General features: G+C 39.3%; 14 protein-coding genes and 1 pseudogene. 5 read left to right on the top strand and 10 right to left on the bottom strand.

Annotation, left to right across the window (positions count from 1 at the left end; translation table 11 throughout):
- Positions 1-67: 67 nt before the first annotated feature.
- Complete coding sequence (locus M1G01_RS02295) at positions 68-595, top strand: ECF transporter S component (protein ID WP_247931074.1); 528 nt, start codon at positions 68-70, stop codon at positions 593-595.
- An 11-nt stretch (positions 596-606) separates the two neighbouring features.
- Positions 607-1,122, top strand: coding sequence for a transcription repressor NadR (locus M1G01_RS02290; RefSeq protein WP_000159158.1), 516 nt, complete (start codon positions 607-609; stop codon positions 1,120-1,122).
- Here the strand turns inward: M1G01_RS02290 and M1G01_RS02285 are convergent.
- The 7 genes and pseudogenes from M1G01_RS02285 to uvrB form a co-directional block, all read right to left on the bottom strand.
- Positions 1,119-1,586 carry an 8-oxo-dGTP diphosphatase gene (locus tag M1G01_RS02285; protein ID WP_247931073.1) on the bottom strand — a complete coding sequence of 156 codons (468 nt, stop codon included), beginning with the start codon at positions 1,584-1,586 and terminating at the stop codon, positions 1,119-1,121. The genes M1G01_RS02290 and M1G01_RS02285 overlap by 4 nt on opposite strands.
- Before the next feature lie 23 nt (positions 1,587-1,609).
- Complete coding sequence (locus M1G01_RS02280; RefSeq protein ID WP_247931072.1) at positions 1,610-2,053, bottom strand: hypothetical protein; 444 nt, start codon at positions 2,051-2,053, stop codon at positions 1,610-1,612.
- Positions 2,031-2,588: a hypothetical protein gene (locus M1G01_RS02275; protein WP_247931071.1), complete on the bottom strand. Its 558-nt coding sequence runs from the start codon at positions 2,586-2,588 to the stop codon at positions 2,031-2,033. Before M1G01_RS02275 ends, M1G01_RS02280 begins: the two co-directional genes overlap by 23 nt.
- A gap of 530 nt (positions 2,589-3,118) precedes the next feature.
- A pseudogene (locus M1G01_RS02270) lies at positions 3,119-3,656 on the bottom strand (DUF1697 domain-containing protein).
- Positions 3,657-3,774: 118 nt separating this feature from the next.
- Positions 3,775-4,047 carry a hypothetical protein gene (locus M1G01_RS02265; RefSeq protein ID WP_247931070.1) on the bottom strand — a complete coding sequence of 91 codons (273 nt, stop codon included), beginning with the start codon at positions 4,045-4,047 and terminating at the stop codon, positions 3,775-3,777.
- Between the two features lie 104 nt (positions 4,048-4,151).
- On the bottom strand, positions 4,152-5,828 hold the full coding sequence (locus M1G01_RS02260) for a hypothetical protein (protein WP_247931069.1): 1,677 nt from the start codon (positions 5,826-5,828) through the stop codon (positions 4,152-4,154).
- 25 nt (positions 5,829-5,853) lie between these two features.
- A complete protein-coding gene (uvrB, locus tag M1G01_RS02255) occupies positions 5,854-7,842 on the bottom strand; it encodes an excinuclease ABC subunit UvrB (protein WP_247931068.1) in 1,989 nt (662 codons plus the stop codon).
- Positions 7,843-8,022: 180 nt separating this feature from the next.
- Between uvrB and M1G01_RS02250 the strand changes: the two genes are divergently transcribed.
- From M1G01_RS02250 to zwf, 3 genes are all read left to right on the top strand, one after another.
- Positions 8,023-10,188, top strand: coding sequence for an ABC transporter substrate-binding protein/permease (locus tag M1G01_RS02250; protein ID WP_125418118.1), 2,166 nt, complete (start codon positions 8,023-8,025; stop codon positions 10,186-10,188).
- Positions 10,188-10,928 carry an amino acid ABC transporter ATP-binding protein gene (locus M1G01_RS02245; protein WP_001096337.1) on the top strand — a complete coding sequence of 247 codons (741 nt, stop codon included), beginning with the start codon at positions 10,188-10,190 and terminating at the stop codon, positions 10,926-10,928. Before M1G01_RS02250 ends, M1G01_RS02245 begins: the two co-directional genes overlap by 1 nt.
- A gap of 149 nt (positions 10,929-11,077) precedes the next feature.
- Positions 11,078-12,565, top strand: coding sequence for a glucose-6-phosphate dehydrogenase (gene zwf / locus M1G01_RS02240; RefSeq protein WP_125418120.1), 1,488 nt, complete (start codon positions 11,078-11,080; stop codon positions 12,563-12,565).
- Between the two features lie 44 nt (positions 12,566-12,609).
- Here the strand turns inward: zwf and ftsY are convergent, their stop codons facing one another.
- From ftsY to M1G01_RS02225, 3 genes are read right to left on the bottom strand one after another with little or no spacing between them, the layout of a single operon-like run.
- Positions 12,610-13,920, bottom strand: a complete 1,311-nt coding sequence (gene ftsY, locus M1G01_RS02235; RefSeq protein WP_247931067.1) for a signal recognition particle-docking protein FtsY — start codon at positions 13,918-13,920, stop codon at positions 12,610-12,612.
- A gap of 3 nt (positions 13,921-13,923) precedes the next feature.
- Complete coding sequence (locus tag M1G01_RS02230) at positions 13,924-14,742, bottom strand: Cof-type HAD-IIB family hydrolase (protein ID WP_247931066.1); 819 nt, start codon at positions 14,740-14,742, stop codon at positions 13,924-13,926.
- On the bottom strand, positions 14,742-15,533 hold the full coding sequence (locus tag M1G01_RS02225) for a Cof-type HAD-IIB family hydrolase (RefSeq protein WP_247931065.1): 792 nt from the start codon (positions 15,531-15,533) through the stop codon (positions 14,742-14,744). The genes M1G01_RS02230 and M1G01_RS02225 overlap by 1 nt, the downstream gene beginning before the upstream one ends.
- Positions 15,534-15,586: the final 53 nt, after the last annotated feature.

Here is a 15,586-nt window from a genome sequence, read left to right as displayed (position 1 = left end):
TGCTTCTTGACTTGATTGGTGATTTATTGTACTATACTTGTGTATATACAGATAAATGGAGGTTCTTATGGATATACGGAAAAAAACGCAGTTTATGACTATGACTGCCCTACTCACTGCAATAGCGATTTTGATTCCAATCATTATGCCTTTTAAAATCGTTATCCCACCGGCTTCTTACACCTTGGGAAGTCATATCCCCATCTTTATCGCCATGTTTCTTTCGCCTTTGATGGCTGCTTTTGTGATTATTGCTTCTAGTCTTGGTTTTCTGATGGCAGGTTATCCGCCTGTTATTGTACTTCGTGCCTTCTCTCACATTGTTTTTGGTACTTTGGGGGCTTTGTACTTAAAGAAATTCCCTGAAACCTTGGATAAACCAAAGACATCTTGGATTTTCAACTTTGTTTTGGGTATTGTTCATGCTATCGCTGAAGTAATAGCTTGTATCATCTTTTATGCTACTTCAGGGACAAATGTTGAAAATATGTTTTATGTTCTCTTTGTCCTAGTTGGTTTTGGCACAATCGTCCATAGTATGGTAGACTATACATTAGCACTAGCTGTCTATAAAGTGCTTCGAAAACGTCGCTAAAAGGAAAAACTATGACAAAGGATCGCAAACAAGCTCTTCTCAAACTGTTAAAAGAGGCGCCAAAAGCTCTCAATGGTCAAACCTTGGCTGAGCACTTCCATGTTACTCGTCAGGTCATTGTACAGGACATCGCTATTCTCCGAGCAGATGGAGCTCCTATCCTATCCACCAATCGTGGCTATATCTACAAAGAAAATGATGCCAGCCCCTACGTCCACAAACTCTTTAAAGTGAAACATGAACTGGAAGAAATCGGTCAGGAACTACTAGCTATTGTAGATAATGGCGGACGCGTTCAAAATATCTTAATCGATCATCCCGTTTATGGCGAAATTGAAACCCTACTCAAACTCACTTGTCGCCGAGATGTCCAGCACTTTCTGGAACAAGTCGAGAATTCAGACTTTAGACCCCTTTCTGAATTGACAGACGGCATCCATTACCACCTTGTTGAAGCCGAGACACAACAAGACCTCCACTATATCGAGGAGGCCTTGGATCAGTTGGGTTATTTGGTAAAAGACTAGAAAATTTCTTTCTCCCAGCCGTCCTCTGTACGGTGGCGATAGAAGAACTCAGACTTGTCAGGTGCTTCCATCATTTCCATCAGAGGCAACATATCATAGGCCAGATCCAAATTTGGAATCTGGTCTTTTTGTACCCAAGATACTTCTCCTTCTTCTGAGGATTGGAGACTTCCAGTAAACTCTGTCGCCTTATAACAAACAACGATGTAGCGCCCACCTGTATCTAAGGGCCAGTTTTTAATGCCGACCAGTTGGGGATTCTGAATGGTCAAACCAGTTTCTTCATAAATCTCACGAATGACAGACTCGGCAAAGGCCTCGCCATTCTCAACATGTCCTCCTGGAAAGGCATAGCCAGACCAGCGATTGTTTTCAGGAGAGCGATATTGCATTAGGACTTTACCTCGCGCCTTATCTTCGACAAGGCAGATGTTTGTTAGGATTGTTTTTTGGGTACGGGACATAGATTTGCTCGCTTTCTAAGTTATTAAAATGTATCTTCGTTGTATTTTACTTCTGACTTCATGATAAAGGGATTGATCAATTCATGATGGTCATAAGTAGTACGGGCCAAAAAACCTCTAGCAATGATGATTTCCTTATCTTCTATGCGATAGTCTATATTGATAGGGACGGCTGGATCCGAGATAACTGATAAAACAAAGAATGCTGCAAACCAAAGATAAAGTGCCACTAATCCACTAAATAATTGAAAAATAAGGTGATACCATTGAAAATCTCTTGTTTTATAAAAGATTCTCCATGGATGGATTAAGAAGGTCAAACAAAGAAGGAAAAACCAACTATTCCACAAAACTGGCGTAAAGGATAGACCAAAAACTAACAGCACCAAATGAAGAATCACAAAAACTAGCAAAGCCAAATAGAGAGTTTTAAATGAAAATAACTTAGTTAGATTTTCTTTTGTCATGATTATTCCTCTTTTTGTCCTTATATTTCAAAATGAACATTAATATCGCTGGAATGATGAAAAAGATTAGATAGGTAGTAATTGGAAGCCAGATGTAGCGATAATCGATCGATAATAGGGAAGGAATTTTTTTAACATTTCTCCCTTTCACCCCAACAATTAAGTGGAGGAGAAAAATAGGTCCGTTTATGAATAGAAAAGTTTCTAAAAATCCTTGTACTGAAGCCTTATTGCTAAAACCATCTCTAAAAATACCTTGATAAAGTGTGTGCACCAAAAAGACAAAATTCATAATAATTGGCAAGACATAGGACATTTCTTGATACGGTTTCGGGATAAGTGACGTCCCGAACAACACATACATGATACCAAAAATAGATAATAATATTATACCACCATCCATAAAAGAAGCAATCTTTGAATGTCTTTCCAGCCACAATTGGACGTGAGCTACCAAAGAATACTTTTTATGGATTTTTCTCATTTGTCTGTTCTGTTGTTTGATCTTCTTTTGTCTCTTAGTCTTTCGTTCCATTTACGCCTCCTTCTTCTCTTTTCTATCCGTATAATCAAAAGCAGAATTCCCAGCCCCAAGAAAAAGAAAAAGAGATAACTTACAATAGGAACCCAGACATATGCTGGATCCATAGAAATTATGGGAGGGAAATTCGTTGACTTACGACGTCCTAGCCAATTCAGACCTACCAAGAGATGAAAGGGAAAAAGAAGACCATTAAACCCAATAAATCCCCATGAAAAGTAACGCCATTTCTGAAGTTTATCACTACTAAAACGAAAGACAAGGAAATAGGTTGATAAGATCAGAAGGATAAGATTGAAGCTTAAGGGGGAAAGATAGTTCATGTTCGGTAATGGATAACTAATGTAAGAGGCGGCAAGAAATGATACAAACATAGATCCAAATAATACACTCGTATCCAAAAGTTGACCAATCCTTCTGTGCCTTTCCAGCCAAAGAAAAATCCTCTTAGTCCAAGAAGACTTTTCTTTTGTCTTGTACTTCATTTGCCTACTCATTTTCATTTTTCATTCTTTCCTTTACTTTTAATTCACCAACTCCATAATCTTCTGGAAAGTCTTGCCGTTTCGGATAGTCAGTTGTTTGTAGAAACTGGACTTGAGCAGTTTCTTATGGTAGTTAGACTTGAGATAGTCTGCTTGGTCAGCGTTGCTATAAAAGAAAGCTGTCTGTCCGAAATGCAGTTTCTCCTTGTCATTTGCCCAACTACCTGCCATCTTTTGAACACTCTCCCTATCTGTCTCTGGCAGATAAAAGAGAACATCTCGCCGAAAAGCTGTTTCATCATGGCACCAAGTAGGAAGATTGGCTATTTTTTTGAAGCATGGCAGAGCTGACAAGGACAAAAGGCTGAGGAAAATCATAAGACCGACTGAAATAAGCTGTCAAAATCTCCCGAATCCTCTCCTCCTGCTCCTCGCTATCAAAGAAAAGATTGCCGCTGTTGATGTAGGAAACTGGATTTTCAAAACCCAACCCAGCCAAATCTTTCTTCAAATCAGCCATGACGACCTTGTTTTTTCCGCCAACATTGATGCCTCGGAATAAAAGCGCATAACGCATAAGGTGGTCCTTAGATATATTATTCTTATGAAATAAAGAAAAATTATTTTATGTATACTACGTGTTCTTTAAAACTGAAAAGGTGATGATACTAAATTTAATCTTAATAAAATACTTTTTAATCACTTTCTTTTGTATTCATATTTATTAAATCCATTTTTAATTTTTCTAACTCTTCTAAATTAATATTGTATTCTTTATAAACTTTACTTTTAAAATATTCTTCTGTTTTATAAAGCATTTTATTAACAATATTAAGAGATTCAAATTCTTGACCAGTATATATTGTTATTATGATTACTATGAGAGGGAATATAGTGATTATATAAGTTAAAATATCAAAATTCCACTTATTGCCTAAATAAATAAATAATAAAACTATTAAAATCAAAACTATTGTTGTTAATCCTCTTATGAACTTAATCCTTCCTTTGACCTTTTTATCAGCATTATCTTTTCTAGTCTCTATATCATTAATGCTTCTCTGGATTTGCTCTATTCTCTCATTAGAGAAATTCTAGTAATTTCTTTCTTACTGTTCTCTACTTCTTTCTCTGCAAGCTTTCTGGCTTCCATTTCCTTTAGTTTATCTTGTTCTCTAGAGTGTTTGTCTTGTTCCAATTCTTTTACTTTCTTTTTTAGCTCTTCCTTATCTGATTTATAAATTACTAATTTGTCAGGTGTAAGTATCTTATCAATATCATCCAATAGTTCTTTATGGATTTCTTCTGGTCTTTTGATTATCTGACGCAATAAGATTATATTCTCATTTAAATCATCTTCAGATATTTCTCCATTATCAAAACTCTCTTTAACTTTATCAAAACCTTCAGAAACTCTTTGAGTTAAAATATTTGAAAGAATTAATCTTGATTTTTCCAATGCATTAAATGTGGAAGGTAATTGTTCTGACCCAAATCCCTTATTCAAATCAAACCACAATCGATTTGTTAGTATATACATATTTATTGCTAGTGGTATACTTATAGAGTCACTTTTTTCGTTAAAGTACTTAGACATTTGTAAAATTTTCCCAACTTCGGTGACTACTATATGTTTAGAATCTTTCATGTTTAAATTATTTGGATCTACTCTATCCCTTCCTCTCAATATACTTGTATAATTTAGATGTTTTAAATATTTCTCCTTATTATCAGTGGATAAATCATATTTCTCTATAATATCTTTGCTTTCGATATTAAATTCATGGAATTCTTTTGAATAATAGTTTTCTGAACTAGCTTGAGAAATGGAGTAATCTTTAAGCAGTTTATTAAATTTCGCTCGTTTCATTATTACATCAGATGTAGTTTTACAATCTTCTATTATATCCTCCATGGCTACATTCCCGATATCAACATGTTTATGACCTTTTACTATTTCTTCAGCCGTTCCAAAAAATTTTTCTATATCGTCATGAACCTCTTCAAAATATTTCACAGTAATGACTCGTCTTTTACTTTTTTGGTTCATTTCGTTAATCAATTGAAACATATCAGATGCCAAAGTTTTAAAAAAAGTTCCATTATATCCAGCTAAATGAAATAAGATTTCTGTCTCAACATAGAGGATAATATCATTTTGCCACGCTAGCTTACTAATATCACTCGTATAATTAAGTCCAGAAAATAAAACAGCTCCTTCTTTTATTTGATTAATAATATTAACAAAATCTTTATCAGTTTCATTATCAATGATAAAACTACTAATAATACTTGAATACTCGCCACTTAAAGAATCATCCAGTAAAAACGAAGAGAATTCTCTGATCAGTTTATCTTTATCAATCTGGATATCCCTATTAATCTGCTGTATATATTTCATTAGTTTTTTAGTTAGAATTTCACTATTTTGACTTGAAACCTCTAATTCACTTGTGATTTCACTCTTTCTATTCATGTCTTTGTTAGAATTGATTCTATATGAATTATCTTTTTTTTCTATATAATCAATTCTATTTAATGCAGACTGAACCACATAGCTTGGTATTAAGAAACCAAAATTTTCATTCAACTTCGATGAAATCATTTTTAAATCAAATTTGTTCAAATTTTGATCAAGTATAATATGTTCAATAAATTTTGATATAATAAAATATGTATCTTTTTTACCATCATTGTAAAGTTGACGATATGTAGCATATGAAGCTAATTTATTTACTTTTTGAATCATTTTCTTCTCCTATTTTGTTTATCTTTTATCCCAACGCCTTGACTTCCAACATCATATCGCGAATCTGTGCAGCCAATTCAAAGTCAAGCACTTCGACGGCTTCTTGCATTTGTTTTTCGAGTTTCTTGACGAGTTCCTTGCGTTCTTGTTTGTTGAGGCTATTGATATCGACTTCCTTGTCCTCTTCCTTAGCAACTGCCTTAGTTACAGCAATCAGATCACGGATTTCTTTCTTGATTGTCTGAGGTACAATACCATGTTCTTCATTATAAGCCATCTGGATTTTCCGACGGCGGGCCGTTTCATCGATAGCACGTTGCATAGACTGGGTAACTGTGTCAGCATACATAATCACGTGCCCTTCGCTATTACGGGCAGCACGTCCAATGGTCTGGATGAGGCCACGTTCGTTACGAAGGAAACCTTCCTTGTCAGCATCTAGAATAGCAACCAAACTTACTTCGGGTACGTCAATCCCTTCACGGAGCAAATTGATTCCGACCAAGACATCAAAAACACCCAAGCGCAGGTCTCGGATAATCTCAGTTCGCTCCAAGGTCTTGATGTCCGAGTGCATATACTTGACCTTGACTCCCATTTCCTTGAAGTAGTCCGTCAAGTCTTCCGCCATTTTCTTGGTTAGGGTTGTGATAAAGGTCCGCTCATTCTTCTCCGCACGCGCAGTAATTTCGCCCAAAAGGTCATCAATCTGCCCCATGGTTGGGCGGACTTCCACCTCTGGATCCAGAAGCCCTGTCGGCCGGATAATCTGCTCAATAACAGTATCCGTCTGTTCATTTTCATAGTCGCCCGGCGTAGCCGATACATAGACAATCTGGTGAACATGGCTCTCAAACTCCTCCCGGCGCAGCGGACGATTGTCCAAAGCAGACGGCAAGCGGAAACCATAGTTTACTAACATTTCCTTACGCGAACGGTCTCCATTGTACATGCCCTTGATTTGCCCCATGGTCATGTGACTTTCATCAATCATGATCAAGAAATCATCAGGGAAGAAGTCGAGAAGCGTATAAGGAGGCTCTCCTTCGCTACGACCATCCATGTGACGAGAATAGTTTTCAACACCGTTGGTATAACCCATCTCACGCAACATTTCGATATCGTACTCTGTCCGCTGTTTCAAACGCTGAGCTTCTAGCAGTTTACCTTCCCTTTCAAAAACAGCTAACTGCTCTTCTAATTCTGCTTGAATCTTGGCAATCGCAACTTCCATATGATCGTCATTGGTCACAAAGTGAGTAGCTGGGAAAATCGCCAAATGATCTACTTCTCCCAATACCTGACCTGTCAAAGCCTCAACTTCACGGATACGATCAATTTCATCCCCGAAAAACTCTACTCGAAAAGCGTGTTCATCTCGGGAAGCTGGGAAAATCTCCACCACATCCCCGCGTACGCGAAATCTTCCCCGTTGGAAATCAATATCATTGCGTTCAAACTGAATATCCACCAAGTCATTCAAGAGTTTATCACGAGAAATCTCCAGACCTGGACGGAGACTAACGACACTATCAGAATATTCCTTGGGCGAACCCAAACCATAGATACAAGAGACAGAAGCCACGACAATGACGTCATTGCGCTCCAGAAGGGCTGAAGTCGCTGAGTGACGGAGCTTGTCAATCTCATCATTGACCGAGCTATCCTTTTCAATATAAGTATCACTCGAAGGGACATAGGCCTCGGGTTGGTAATAATCATAGTAAGACACGAAGTACTCAACAGCATTTTCAGGGAAAAATTCCTTGAACTCTCCATAGAGCTGACCAGCTAGAGTTTTGTTATGGGCAATAACCAAAGTTGGTTTATTGACTTTGGAAATGACCTGACTCATGGTATAGGTCTTCCCTGTCCCCGTCGCCCCCATCAGAATCTGAGCCTTCTCTCCACCCTCGATATTGTCAACCAACTGCTCAATCGCTTGTGGTTGATCTCCTGAAGGTTCATATTTTGATACTAGTTTAAATTTATTATCTGTAATTCGATTAATCATGATTGCCTCATCTGCATTTTTCTATCCTTCTATTTTACCATAAATTTGCTTTTCAGACTCTTCTCCAAACTGATAAGAACGAGCAATTCATGTTATATTTTCTTACATAAAATTCATAAAATTTGCCTTTTCATTCATTTTCTGATATAATGGGAAAATATTCGGAAAAGGAGACTAAAAATGAAGAAAAAAATACTAGCATGTTTGCTCATTTTATTTCCCATTTTCTCACTAGGTATGGCAAAAGCTGATACTGTTAAGATTGTGTCTGATACAGCTTACGCACCCTTTGAGTTTAAAGATTCAGATCAAACCTATAAAGGAATTGATGTTGATATTATCAATAAAGTCGCAGAAATCAAAGGATGGAATATCCAAATGTCTTATCCTGGCTTTGATGCAGCTGTAAATGCAGTGCAGTCAGGTCAAGCAGATGCTATTATGGCAGGTATGACAAAAACAAAAGAACGTGAAAATGTCTTTACCATGTCTGATACCTATTATGATACAAAAGTTGTCATTGCTACCACAAAGGCAAATAAAATCACCAAATATGAGGAACTTAGCGGAAAAACAGTTGGTGTTAAGAACGGAACTGCCGCTCAACGTTTCCTAGAAAGTATCAAAGATAAATACGGTTTCTCTATCAAAACATTTGATACAGGTGATTTGATGAATAACAGTCTAAGTGCTGGTGCTGTAAATGCCATCATGGATGATAAACCTGTTATTGAGTATGCGATTAACCAAGGACAAGATCTTAGCATCAATATGGATGGTGAGGCTGTTGGAAGCTTTGCTTTTGGTGTCAAGAAAGGGAGCAAGTATGAACACTTGGTTACCGAGTTTAACGAAGCCCTAGCACAAATGAAGAAGGATGGTAGCTTGGAGCAAATCATCCAAAAATGGACAGCTTCTACAACTACGGCAACCCCAACGACAACTACTGCTGCTGGACAAAAAGCTACTCCCGTGAAAAGCAAGTACATTATTGCCAGCGACTCATCTTTCGCCCCATTCGTCTTTCAAAATTCAAGCAATCAATACACTGGTATTGATATGGACCTCATCAAGGCCATTGCCAAAGATCAAGGTTTTGAAATTGAAATTACCAACCCAGGATTTGACGCAGCCATTAGTGCTGTTCAAGCAGGACAAGCAGATGGTATCATTGCTGGTATGTCTGTAACAGATGCCCGTAAGGAAACCTTCGACTTCTCAGAATCATACTACACAGCAAATACGATTCTCGGTGTGAAAGAATCAAGCACAATCGCTTCTTATGAAGATCTCAAGGATAAAACTGTCGGTGTTAAAAACGGAACTGCTTCTCAAACGTTCCTTACTGAAAATCAAAGTAAATACGGTTATAAGATTAAAACCTTTGCAGATGGCGCATCTATGTATGACAGTCTGAATACTGGATCTATTGATGCCGTGATGGATGATGAGCCAGTTCTAAAATATTCTATCAGCCAAGGTCAAAAATTGAAAACACCAATCGCTGGAACTCCAATCGGTGAAACTGCCTTTGCGGTTAAAAAAGGAACAAACCCAGAATTGATCCAGATGTTCAATAACGGACTTGCAAATCTTAAAGCTAATGGAGAATTCCAAAAGATTCTTGACAAGTATCTAGCTAGCGAAACTTCAACTAACTCTACAAGTACGGTTGACGAAACAACTATCTGGGGCTTGCTTCAAAACAACTACAAACAACTTCTTAGTGGACTTGGAATCACTCTTGCTCTAGCTCTTATCTCATTTGCAATTGCCATTGTCATCGGTATTATCTTCGGTATGTTTAGCGTTAGCCCATACAAATCTCTTCGTCTAATCTCTGAGATTTTCGTTGACGTTATTCGAGGAATTCCATTGATGATTCTTGCAGCCTTCATCTTCTGGGGAATTCCAAACTTCATCGAGTCCATTACAGGCCAACAAAGTCCAATCAATGACTTTGTAGCTGGTACTATTGCCCTCTCACTCAATGCGGCAGCTTATATCGCTGAAATCGTTCGTGGTGGGATTCAAGCTGTTCCAGTTGGGCAAATGGAGGCCAGCCGCAGTCTTGGCATCTCTTATGGAAAAACCATGCGTAAGATTATCTTGCCACAAGCGACTAAATTGATGTTGCCAAACTTTGTCAACCAATTCGTTATCGCTCTTAAAGATACAACCATCGTATCTGCTATCGGTCTGGTGGAACTTTTCCAAACTGGTAAGATTATCATCGCCCGTAACTACCAAAGTTTCAAGATGTATGCAATCCTTGCTATCTTCTATCTTGTAATTATCACGCTTTTGACTAGACTAGCGAAACGCTTAGAAAAGAGGATTCGTTAATGGCAAAACTAAAAATTGATGTAAATGATTTGCATAAGTATTATGGAAAAAACGAAGTTTTAAAAGGCATTACTACTAAGTTCTATGAAGGAGATGTTGTCTGTATCATCGGTCCTTCTGGTTCTGGTAAATCCACTTTCCTCCGTAGCCTTAACCTTCTCGAGGAGGTAACGAGTGGCCACATCACAGTAAATGGTTATGATCTGACTGAAAAATCAACCAATGTCGACCATGTTCGTGAAAACGTGGGAATGGTCTTCCAACACTTCAACCTCTTCCCTCACATGTCCGTCCTAGAAAATATCACTTTTGCACCTATTGAACACAAACGAATGACCAAAGAAGAAGCTGAAAAATTGGGGATGGAGTTGCTGGAGAAAGTCGGTCTTGCAGACAAAGCTAATGCCAACCCAGATAGCCTATCAGGTGGTCAAAAACAGCGTGTAGCTATCGCTCGTGGACTTGCCATGAATCCTGATATCATGCTCTTTGATGAGCCAACTTCCGCTCTGGACCCTGAGATGGTCGGAGATGTACTGAATGTTATGAAGGAATTGGCGGAACAAGGCATGACCATGATTATCGTAACCCACGAGATGGGATTTGCACGTCAGGTAGCCAACCGCGTTATCTTTACAGCTGATGGTGAATTCCTGGAAGATGGAACTCCAGATCAGATCTTCGACAATCCGCAACACCCTCGTCTAAAAGAGTTCTTGGACAAGGTCTTAAATGTATAAAACAAAACTGTAAGGTTCTCCTTACAGTTTTTTAATTGCGTATTGGATTTTTTGTTTTTTTTGAAAATTATGATAAAATAAAAACTATGATAATGAGGAAATCTCATCCCTAGTCCAACTAGGAAAAAATATAGAAATTAGGTAGCTAGATGTCATCAAAGGTTATTGTTACAATTTTCGGTGCGAGTGGAGATTTAGCTAAACGCAAACTCTACCCTTCCCTTTTCAGACTCTATAAATCAGGCAATCTCTCTGAGCATTTTGCTGTTATCGGAACAGCTCGTAGACCTTGGAGTAAGGAATATTTTGAATCTGTAGTTGTCGAGTCCATCCTTGATTTGGCAGATAGTACCGAGCAAGCCCAGGAATTTGCCAGCCACTTCTACTATCAAAGCCATGATGTGAATGATACGGAACATTACATTGCTTTGCGTCAATTACAAACTGAGCTGAATGAAAAATACCAAGCTGAACACAATAAGCTCTTCTTCTTGTCTATGGCACCTCAGTTCTTTGGAACTATTGCCAAGCATCTCAAATCTGAAAACATTGTTGATGGCAAAGGTTTTGAGCGCTTGATCGTTGAGAAACCATTTGGTACAGACTACGAAACAGCTAGCAAACTCAATGAAGATCTCCTTGCGGCCTTTGATGAGGAGCAAATCTACCGTATCGACCATTACCTAGGTAAAGAGATGATTCAGAGTATCTTTGCTGTTCGTTTTGCCAATATGATCTTTGAGAATGTTTGGAATCGCGAACACATCGATAATGTTCAAATTACCTTTGCAGAGCGCTTGGGTGTAGAAGAACGCGGTGGCTACTATGATCAATCTGGTGCCCTTCGTGATATGGTGCAAAACCATACTCTTCAACTCCTCTCTCTTCTAGCCATGGACAAACCAGCTAGCTTTACAAAAGATGAGATTCGTGCTGAAAAGATAAAGGTCTTTAAAAACCTCTATCATCCAACTGAGGAAGAATTGAAAGAACAGTTTATTCGTGGTCAGTATCGCTCTGGTAAAATCGATGGCATGAAATACATTTCCTATCGAAGCGAGCCAAATGTCGATCCTGAATCTACAACAGAAACCTTTGCATCTGGCGCCTTCTTTGTAGATAGCGATCGTTTCCGTGGTGTTCCCTTCTTCTTCCGAACAGGGAAACGTCTGACTGAAAAAGGGACTCATGTCAATATCGTCTTTAAGCAAATGGACTCTATCTTTGGAGAACCTTTGGCACCAAATATCTTGACCATCTATATCCAACCAACTGAAGGCTTCTCTCTCAGCCTTAATGGGAAGCAAGTCGGTGAAGAATTCAACCTGGCACCAAGCTCTCTGGATTACCGTACAGATGCTACTGCTACTGGAGCCTCACCAGACCCATACGAGAAATTAATCTACGATGTCTTGAACAACAACTCAACCAACTTTAGCCACTGGGATGAGGTAAGTGCTTCTTGGAAATTGATTGACCGTATCGAAAAGCTCTGGGCTCAAAATGAAGTTCCGCTCCACGACTACAAGTCCGGAAGCATGGGACCACAAGCAAGCTTTGACTTACTAGAGAAGTTTGGAGCAAAATGGACCTGGCAACCAGATATCGCCTATCGTGAAGATGGCCGTTTAGAATAGCAAAAATATCCTGCAAGATTGACTTGCAGGATATTTATTTTGTATTAAATCAAGCCTTCTAAGAGACCTTTCATAAAGTTTTCAGAGTTAAATTCTCCTATATCATCGATTTTTTCACCGAAACCAATCAATTTTACAGGGATATTAAGTTCTTCGCGGATAGCCAGAACAACACCACCTCGGGCAGTTCCGTCAATTTTTGTCAAAACAATACCAGTCAATGGTGTTATCTTAGAAAATTCCTTAGCCTGTACCAAGGCGTTCTGTCCAGTTGAAGCATCGAGTGCCAGGAAAGTTTCATGAGGTGCTTCAGGAACGACACGTTTGATAATACGGCCAATCTTTTCCAACTCGGCCATAAGGTTGTCCTTATTTTGCAAACGACCTGCTGTATCAATCATGAGAATATCAATCCCTTCAGCTACAGCACGTTCCATCCCATCAAAGACCACACTAGCAGGGTCAGCCTTTTCTGGTCCCGTCACAACAGGAACATCCACACGTCGACCCCATTCAGCTAGCTGGGCCACAGCACCCGCACGGAAGGTATCTGCCGCAACCAGCATGACTTTCTTGCCAGCTTGTTTATAGCGATGAGCCAATTTCCCAATAGAAGTTGTTTTCCCAACACCATTAACACCAACAAAGAGCATGACTGTTAAACCATCTTGGAAATGGATTTGTTCATCGTAGTTGCCATCCTTCTCATAGAGTTCAACCAATTTCTCGATAATGACACGACGGAGTGCGTCAGGCTTCTTAGCGTTTTCGAGTTTAGCTTCATAGCGTAGTTCTTCTGTTAAGTTTGAAGCGACCTGCACACCGACGTCGCTCATGATGAGCAGTTCTTCCAATTCCTCGAAGAATTCTTCATCGACAGAACGGAAGTTGGCAAAGAAGGCATTCAAACGAGCACCGAATCCTGTACGGGTTTTCTTGAGACTGCGGTCATATTTTTCCTGTACGGTTTCTTCAACCTGAGGAAGTTCTTCTTCTACTACTTCAGAAGCTAACCCTTCTTCGAACGCTACAGTTTCTTGGTTCTCTTCTTCTAGAATTTCTTCCGGCTCTTGTCTTTTCTCTAGCTCATAAGATTCTAGCTCAACCTCTTCCTGACCTGTTTCCTCGACTGCTTCTGGTTCAATGGCCTCATCTGTCGAGACCTGAGGAATTTCTTCTTGAGCAAGAGTTTCTTCCACTTTGTCTCTTGTTGTCTCTTCCTGAGAAGTTTCGTCGACTGCCGTTTGGTTTTCTTCAACCTCTTCTGACAAATCAAGATTTTCCAGAGCTTCTTTTACGATATCTTCGATTTTCGGCTCTTCTTTTTTTCCAAATAAACGGTCAAATAATCCCATATTCTAGTTCTCCTTTAGCACGTATTCTTCGATAGCCCAGGCAACGGCTTCCTCGTCGTTGGTCATAGGGGTAATCACATTGGCAACTTCCTTAACCGCTGGAACAGCATTTTGCATGGCAACTCCCAAACCTGCCCACTCAATCATGGAAAGGTCATTGGCCTCGTCCCCACAAGCCATGACTTGACTTTGGTCGATTCCTAGGTGTTTAATTAATTTCGCTAAACCTGTTGCCTTGTGGACTTTTTTCGGTGACCATTCCAATAAGAGTTCACGCGATTTGAAGATTTCGTATTGGTCAAACAATTCAGGGGAAATCTGTTGAATCGCTGCATCCAAAGGTTCTTGGGCAAAGGCAGTCACACATTTATTATACGTCATCTGACTAGATAGATCCTCAAAAGCGACTGGTACGAAAGTCAAGGCTGGGTTGAACTTGGCATAGAGACTTTCGTGGTCAGACTGGATTTGATAGACAGTTCCTTCTGAAATAGCATCTAACGGAAGTCCGAGTTTTTCAGTTTCCTCGTACAAGCGTGCCACATCGTCGATTGAAAAGACTGTTTTATCGAGAATCTCTCCTGTATTTTTCTGTACCAGACCACCATTAAAGGTGATGGTGTACTCATCCTCCTGACCGTCAGTCCCTAGCTCATGGAGAAAGAAATCCATAGCCTTCAGAGGACGTCCCGTTGTCAGAACGACCTTGATGCCACGGTCACGGGCAGCTTTGAGGACCGCCTTGGTACGATCTGTCAGCTTTTTATCCGTTGTCAGCAAGGTGCCATCCAAGTCCAATGCAATTAATTTAATATCTGCCATTATAAGCCCTCCATATAAGCCATCACTGACTGGTCCTTATGGTGGCCAATCACTGCTTCTGCTAATTCTATAATCTCTGGTCGCGCATTTTCAGGAGCGATTGGGTGACCCACAACCTGCATCATGTGAAGGTCATTGAGATTATCACCAAACGCCATAACCTGATCCATGGTTAGACCAAGTTTTTTTGCCAGCTCTACAATAGCCACACCCTTATCAACATAGTCCAAGACAATATCGATGGATTCAAAACCTGTGGTCATGGCTTTCACACCAGAAACATTTTCGTTGACCCAGGCCTCTCCAGCTTCTATCGTTTCTTCAGTAAAGTTGGTGGTGAATTTAAAAATCTCATCCGTGATATCTTCCAAACTCGCTACTTTTTGAATGTTTTCATTGTAGTGACGACTAAACATGAGATAGGTCTCATCCACTGTATCCAAAACATAACAAGCTTTTTTCCCCGTCAGAAGCATTTTTCTTTCATCAAAATAGGGTGATTTCTTTAAAGCTTCAAAAGTCCTCAAGTAAAAATCCCGAGACATAGTAGCCTCGTACATATCATCCCCATGAAACTCAACATAGCTCCCATTTTCAGCTATAAAAATCACTTCATCACGCACATCCGCAAACAACTTTTTCAGGGACAGAATACCACGACCTGAAGCCACTGCAAAATAAATTCCCTTTTCCTTGTAGGAAACAAGTACGTTTTTAAGGCGTTCCATATCAAACCGACCCTCTCCATCTAGAAAGGTTCCATCCATATCGGTTGCTACAAGTTTAATCATAAAATTCTTCGTTCTCCAATTGATAAATCTATCTTCTATTATACCATAGATAA

This window comes from Streptococcus oralis (assembly GCF_023110055.1).
GTDB lineage: Bacteria > Bacillota > Bacilli > Lactobacillales > Streptococcaceae > Streptococcus > Streptococcus oralis_BY.
The sequence above is the reverse complement of the archived record's forward strand: the minus strand, read 5'-3'. Positions and strand labels throughout refer to the sequence as shown.

Bases quoted from the DNA above. Each gene is read 5' to 3' on its own strand.
- M1G01_RS02295 (WP_247931074.1), top strand. From the start codon at position 68: ATGGATATACGGAAAAAAACGCAGTTTATGACTATGACTGCCCTACTC.
- M1G01_RS02290 (WP_000159158.1), top strand. From the start codon at position 607: ATGACAAAGGATCGCAAACAAGCTCTTCTCAAACTGTTAAAAGAGGCG.
- M1G01_RS02285 (WP_247931073.1), bottom strand. From the start codon at position 1,586: ATGTCCCGTACCCAAAAAACAATCCTAACAAACATCTGCCTTGTCGAA.
- M1G01_RS02280 (WP_247931072.1), bottom strand. From the start codon at position 2,053: ATGACAAAAGAAAATCTAACTAAGTTATTTTCATTTAAAACTCTCTAT.
- M1G01_RS02275 (WP_247931071.1), bottom strand. From the start codon at position 2,588: ATGGAACGAAAGACTAAGAGACAAAAGAAGATCAAACAACAGAACAGA.
- M1G01_RS02260 (WP_247931069.1), bottom strand. From the start codon at position 5,828: ATGATTCAAAAAGTAAATAAATTAGCTTCATATGCTACATATCGTCAA.
- uvrB (WP_247931068.1), bottom strand. From the start codon at position 7,842: ATGATTAATCGAATTACAGATAATAAATTTAAACTAGTATCAAAATAT.
- M1G01_RS02250 (WP_125418118.1), top strand. From the start codon at position 8,023: ATGAAGAAAAAAATACTAGCATGTTTGCTCATTTTATTTCCCATTTTC.
- M1G01_RS02245 (WP_001096337.1), top strand. From the start codon at position 10,188: ATGGCAAAACTAAAAATTGATGTAAATGATTTGCATAAGTATTATGGA.
- zwf (WP_125418120.1), top strand. From the start codon at position 11,078: ATGTCATCAAAGGTTATTGTTACAATTTTCGGTGCGAGTGGAGATTTA.
- ftsY (WP_247931067.1), bottom strand. From the start codon at position 13,920: ATGGGATTATTTGACCGTTTATTTGGAAAAAAAGAAGAGCCGAAAATC.
- M1G01_RS02230 (WP_247931066.1), bottom strand. From the start codon at position 14,742: ATGGCAGATATTAAATTAATTGCATTGGACTTGGATGGCACCTTGCTG.
- M1G01_RS02225 (WP_247931065.1), bottom strand. From the start codon at position 15,533: ATGATTAAACTTGTAGCAACCGATATGGATGGAACCTTTCTAGATGGA.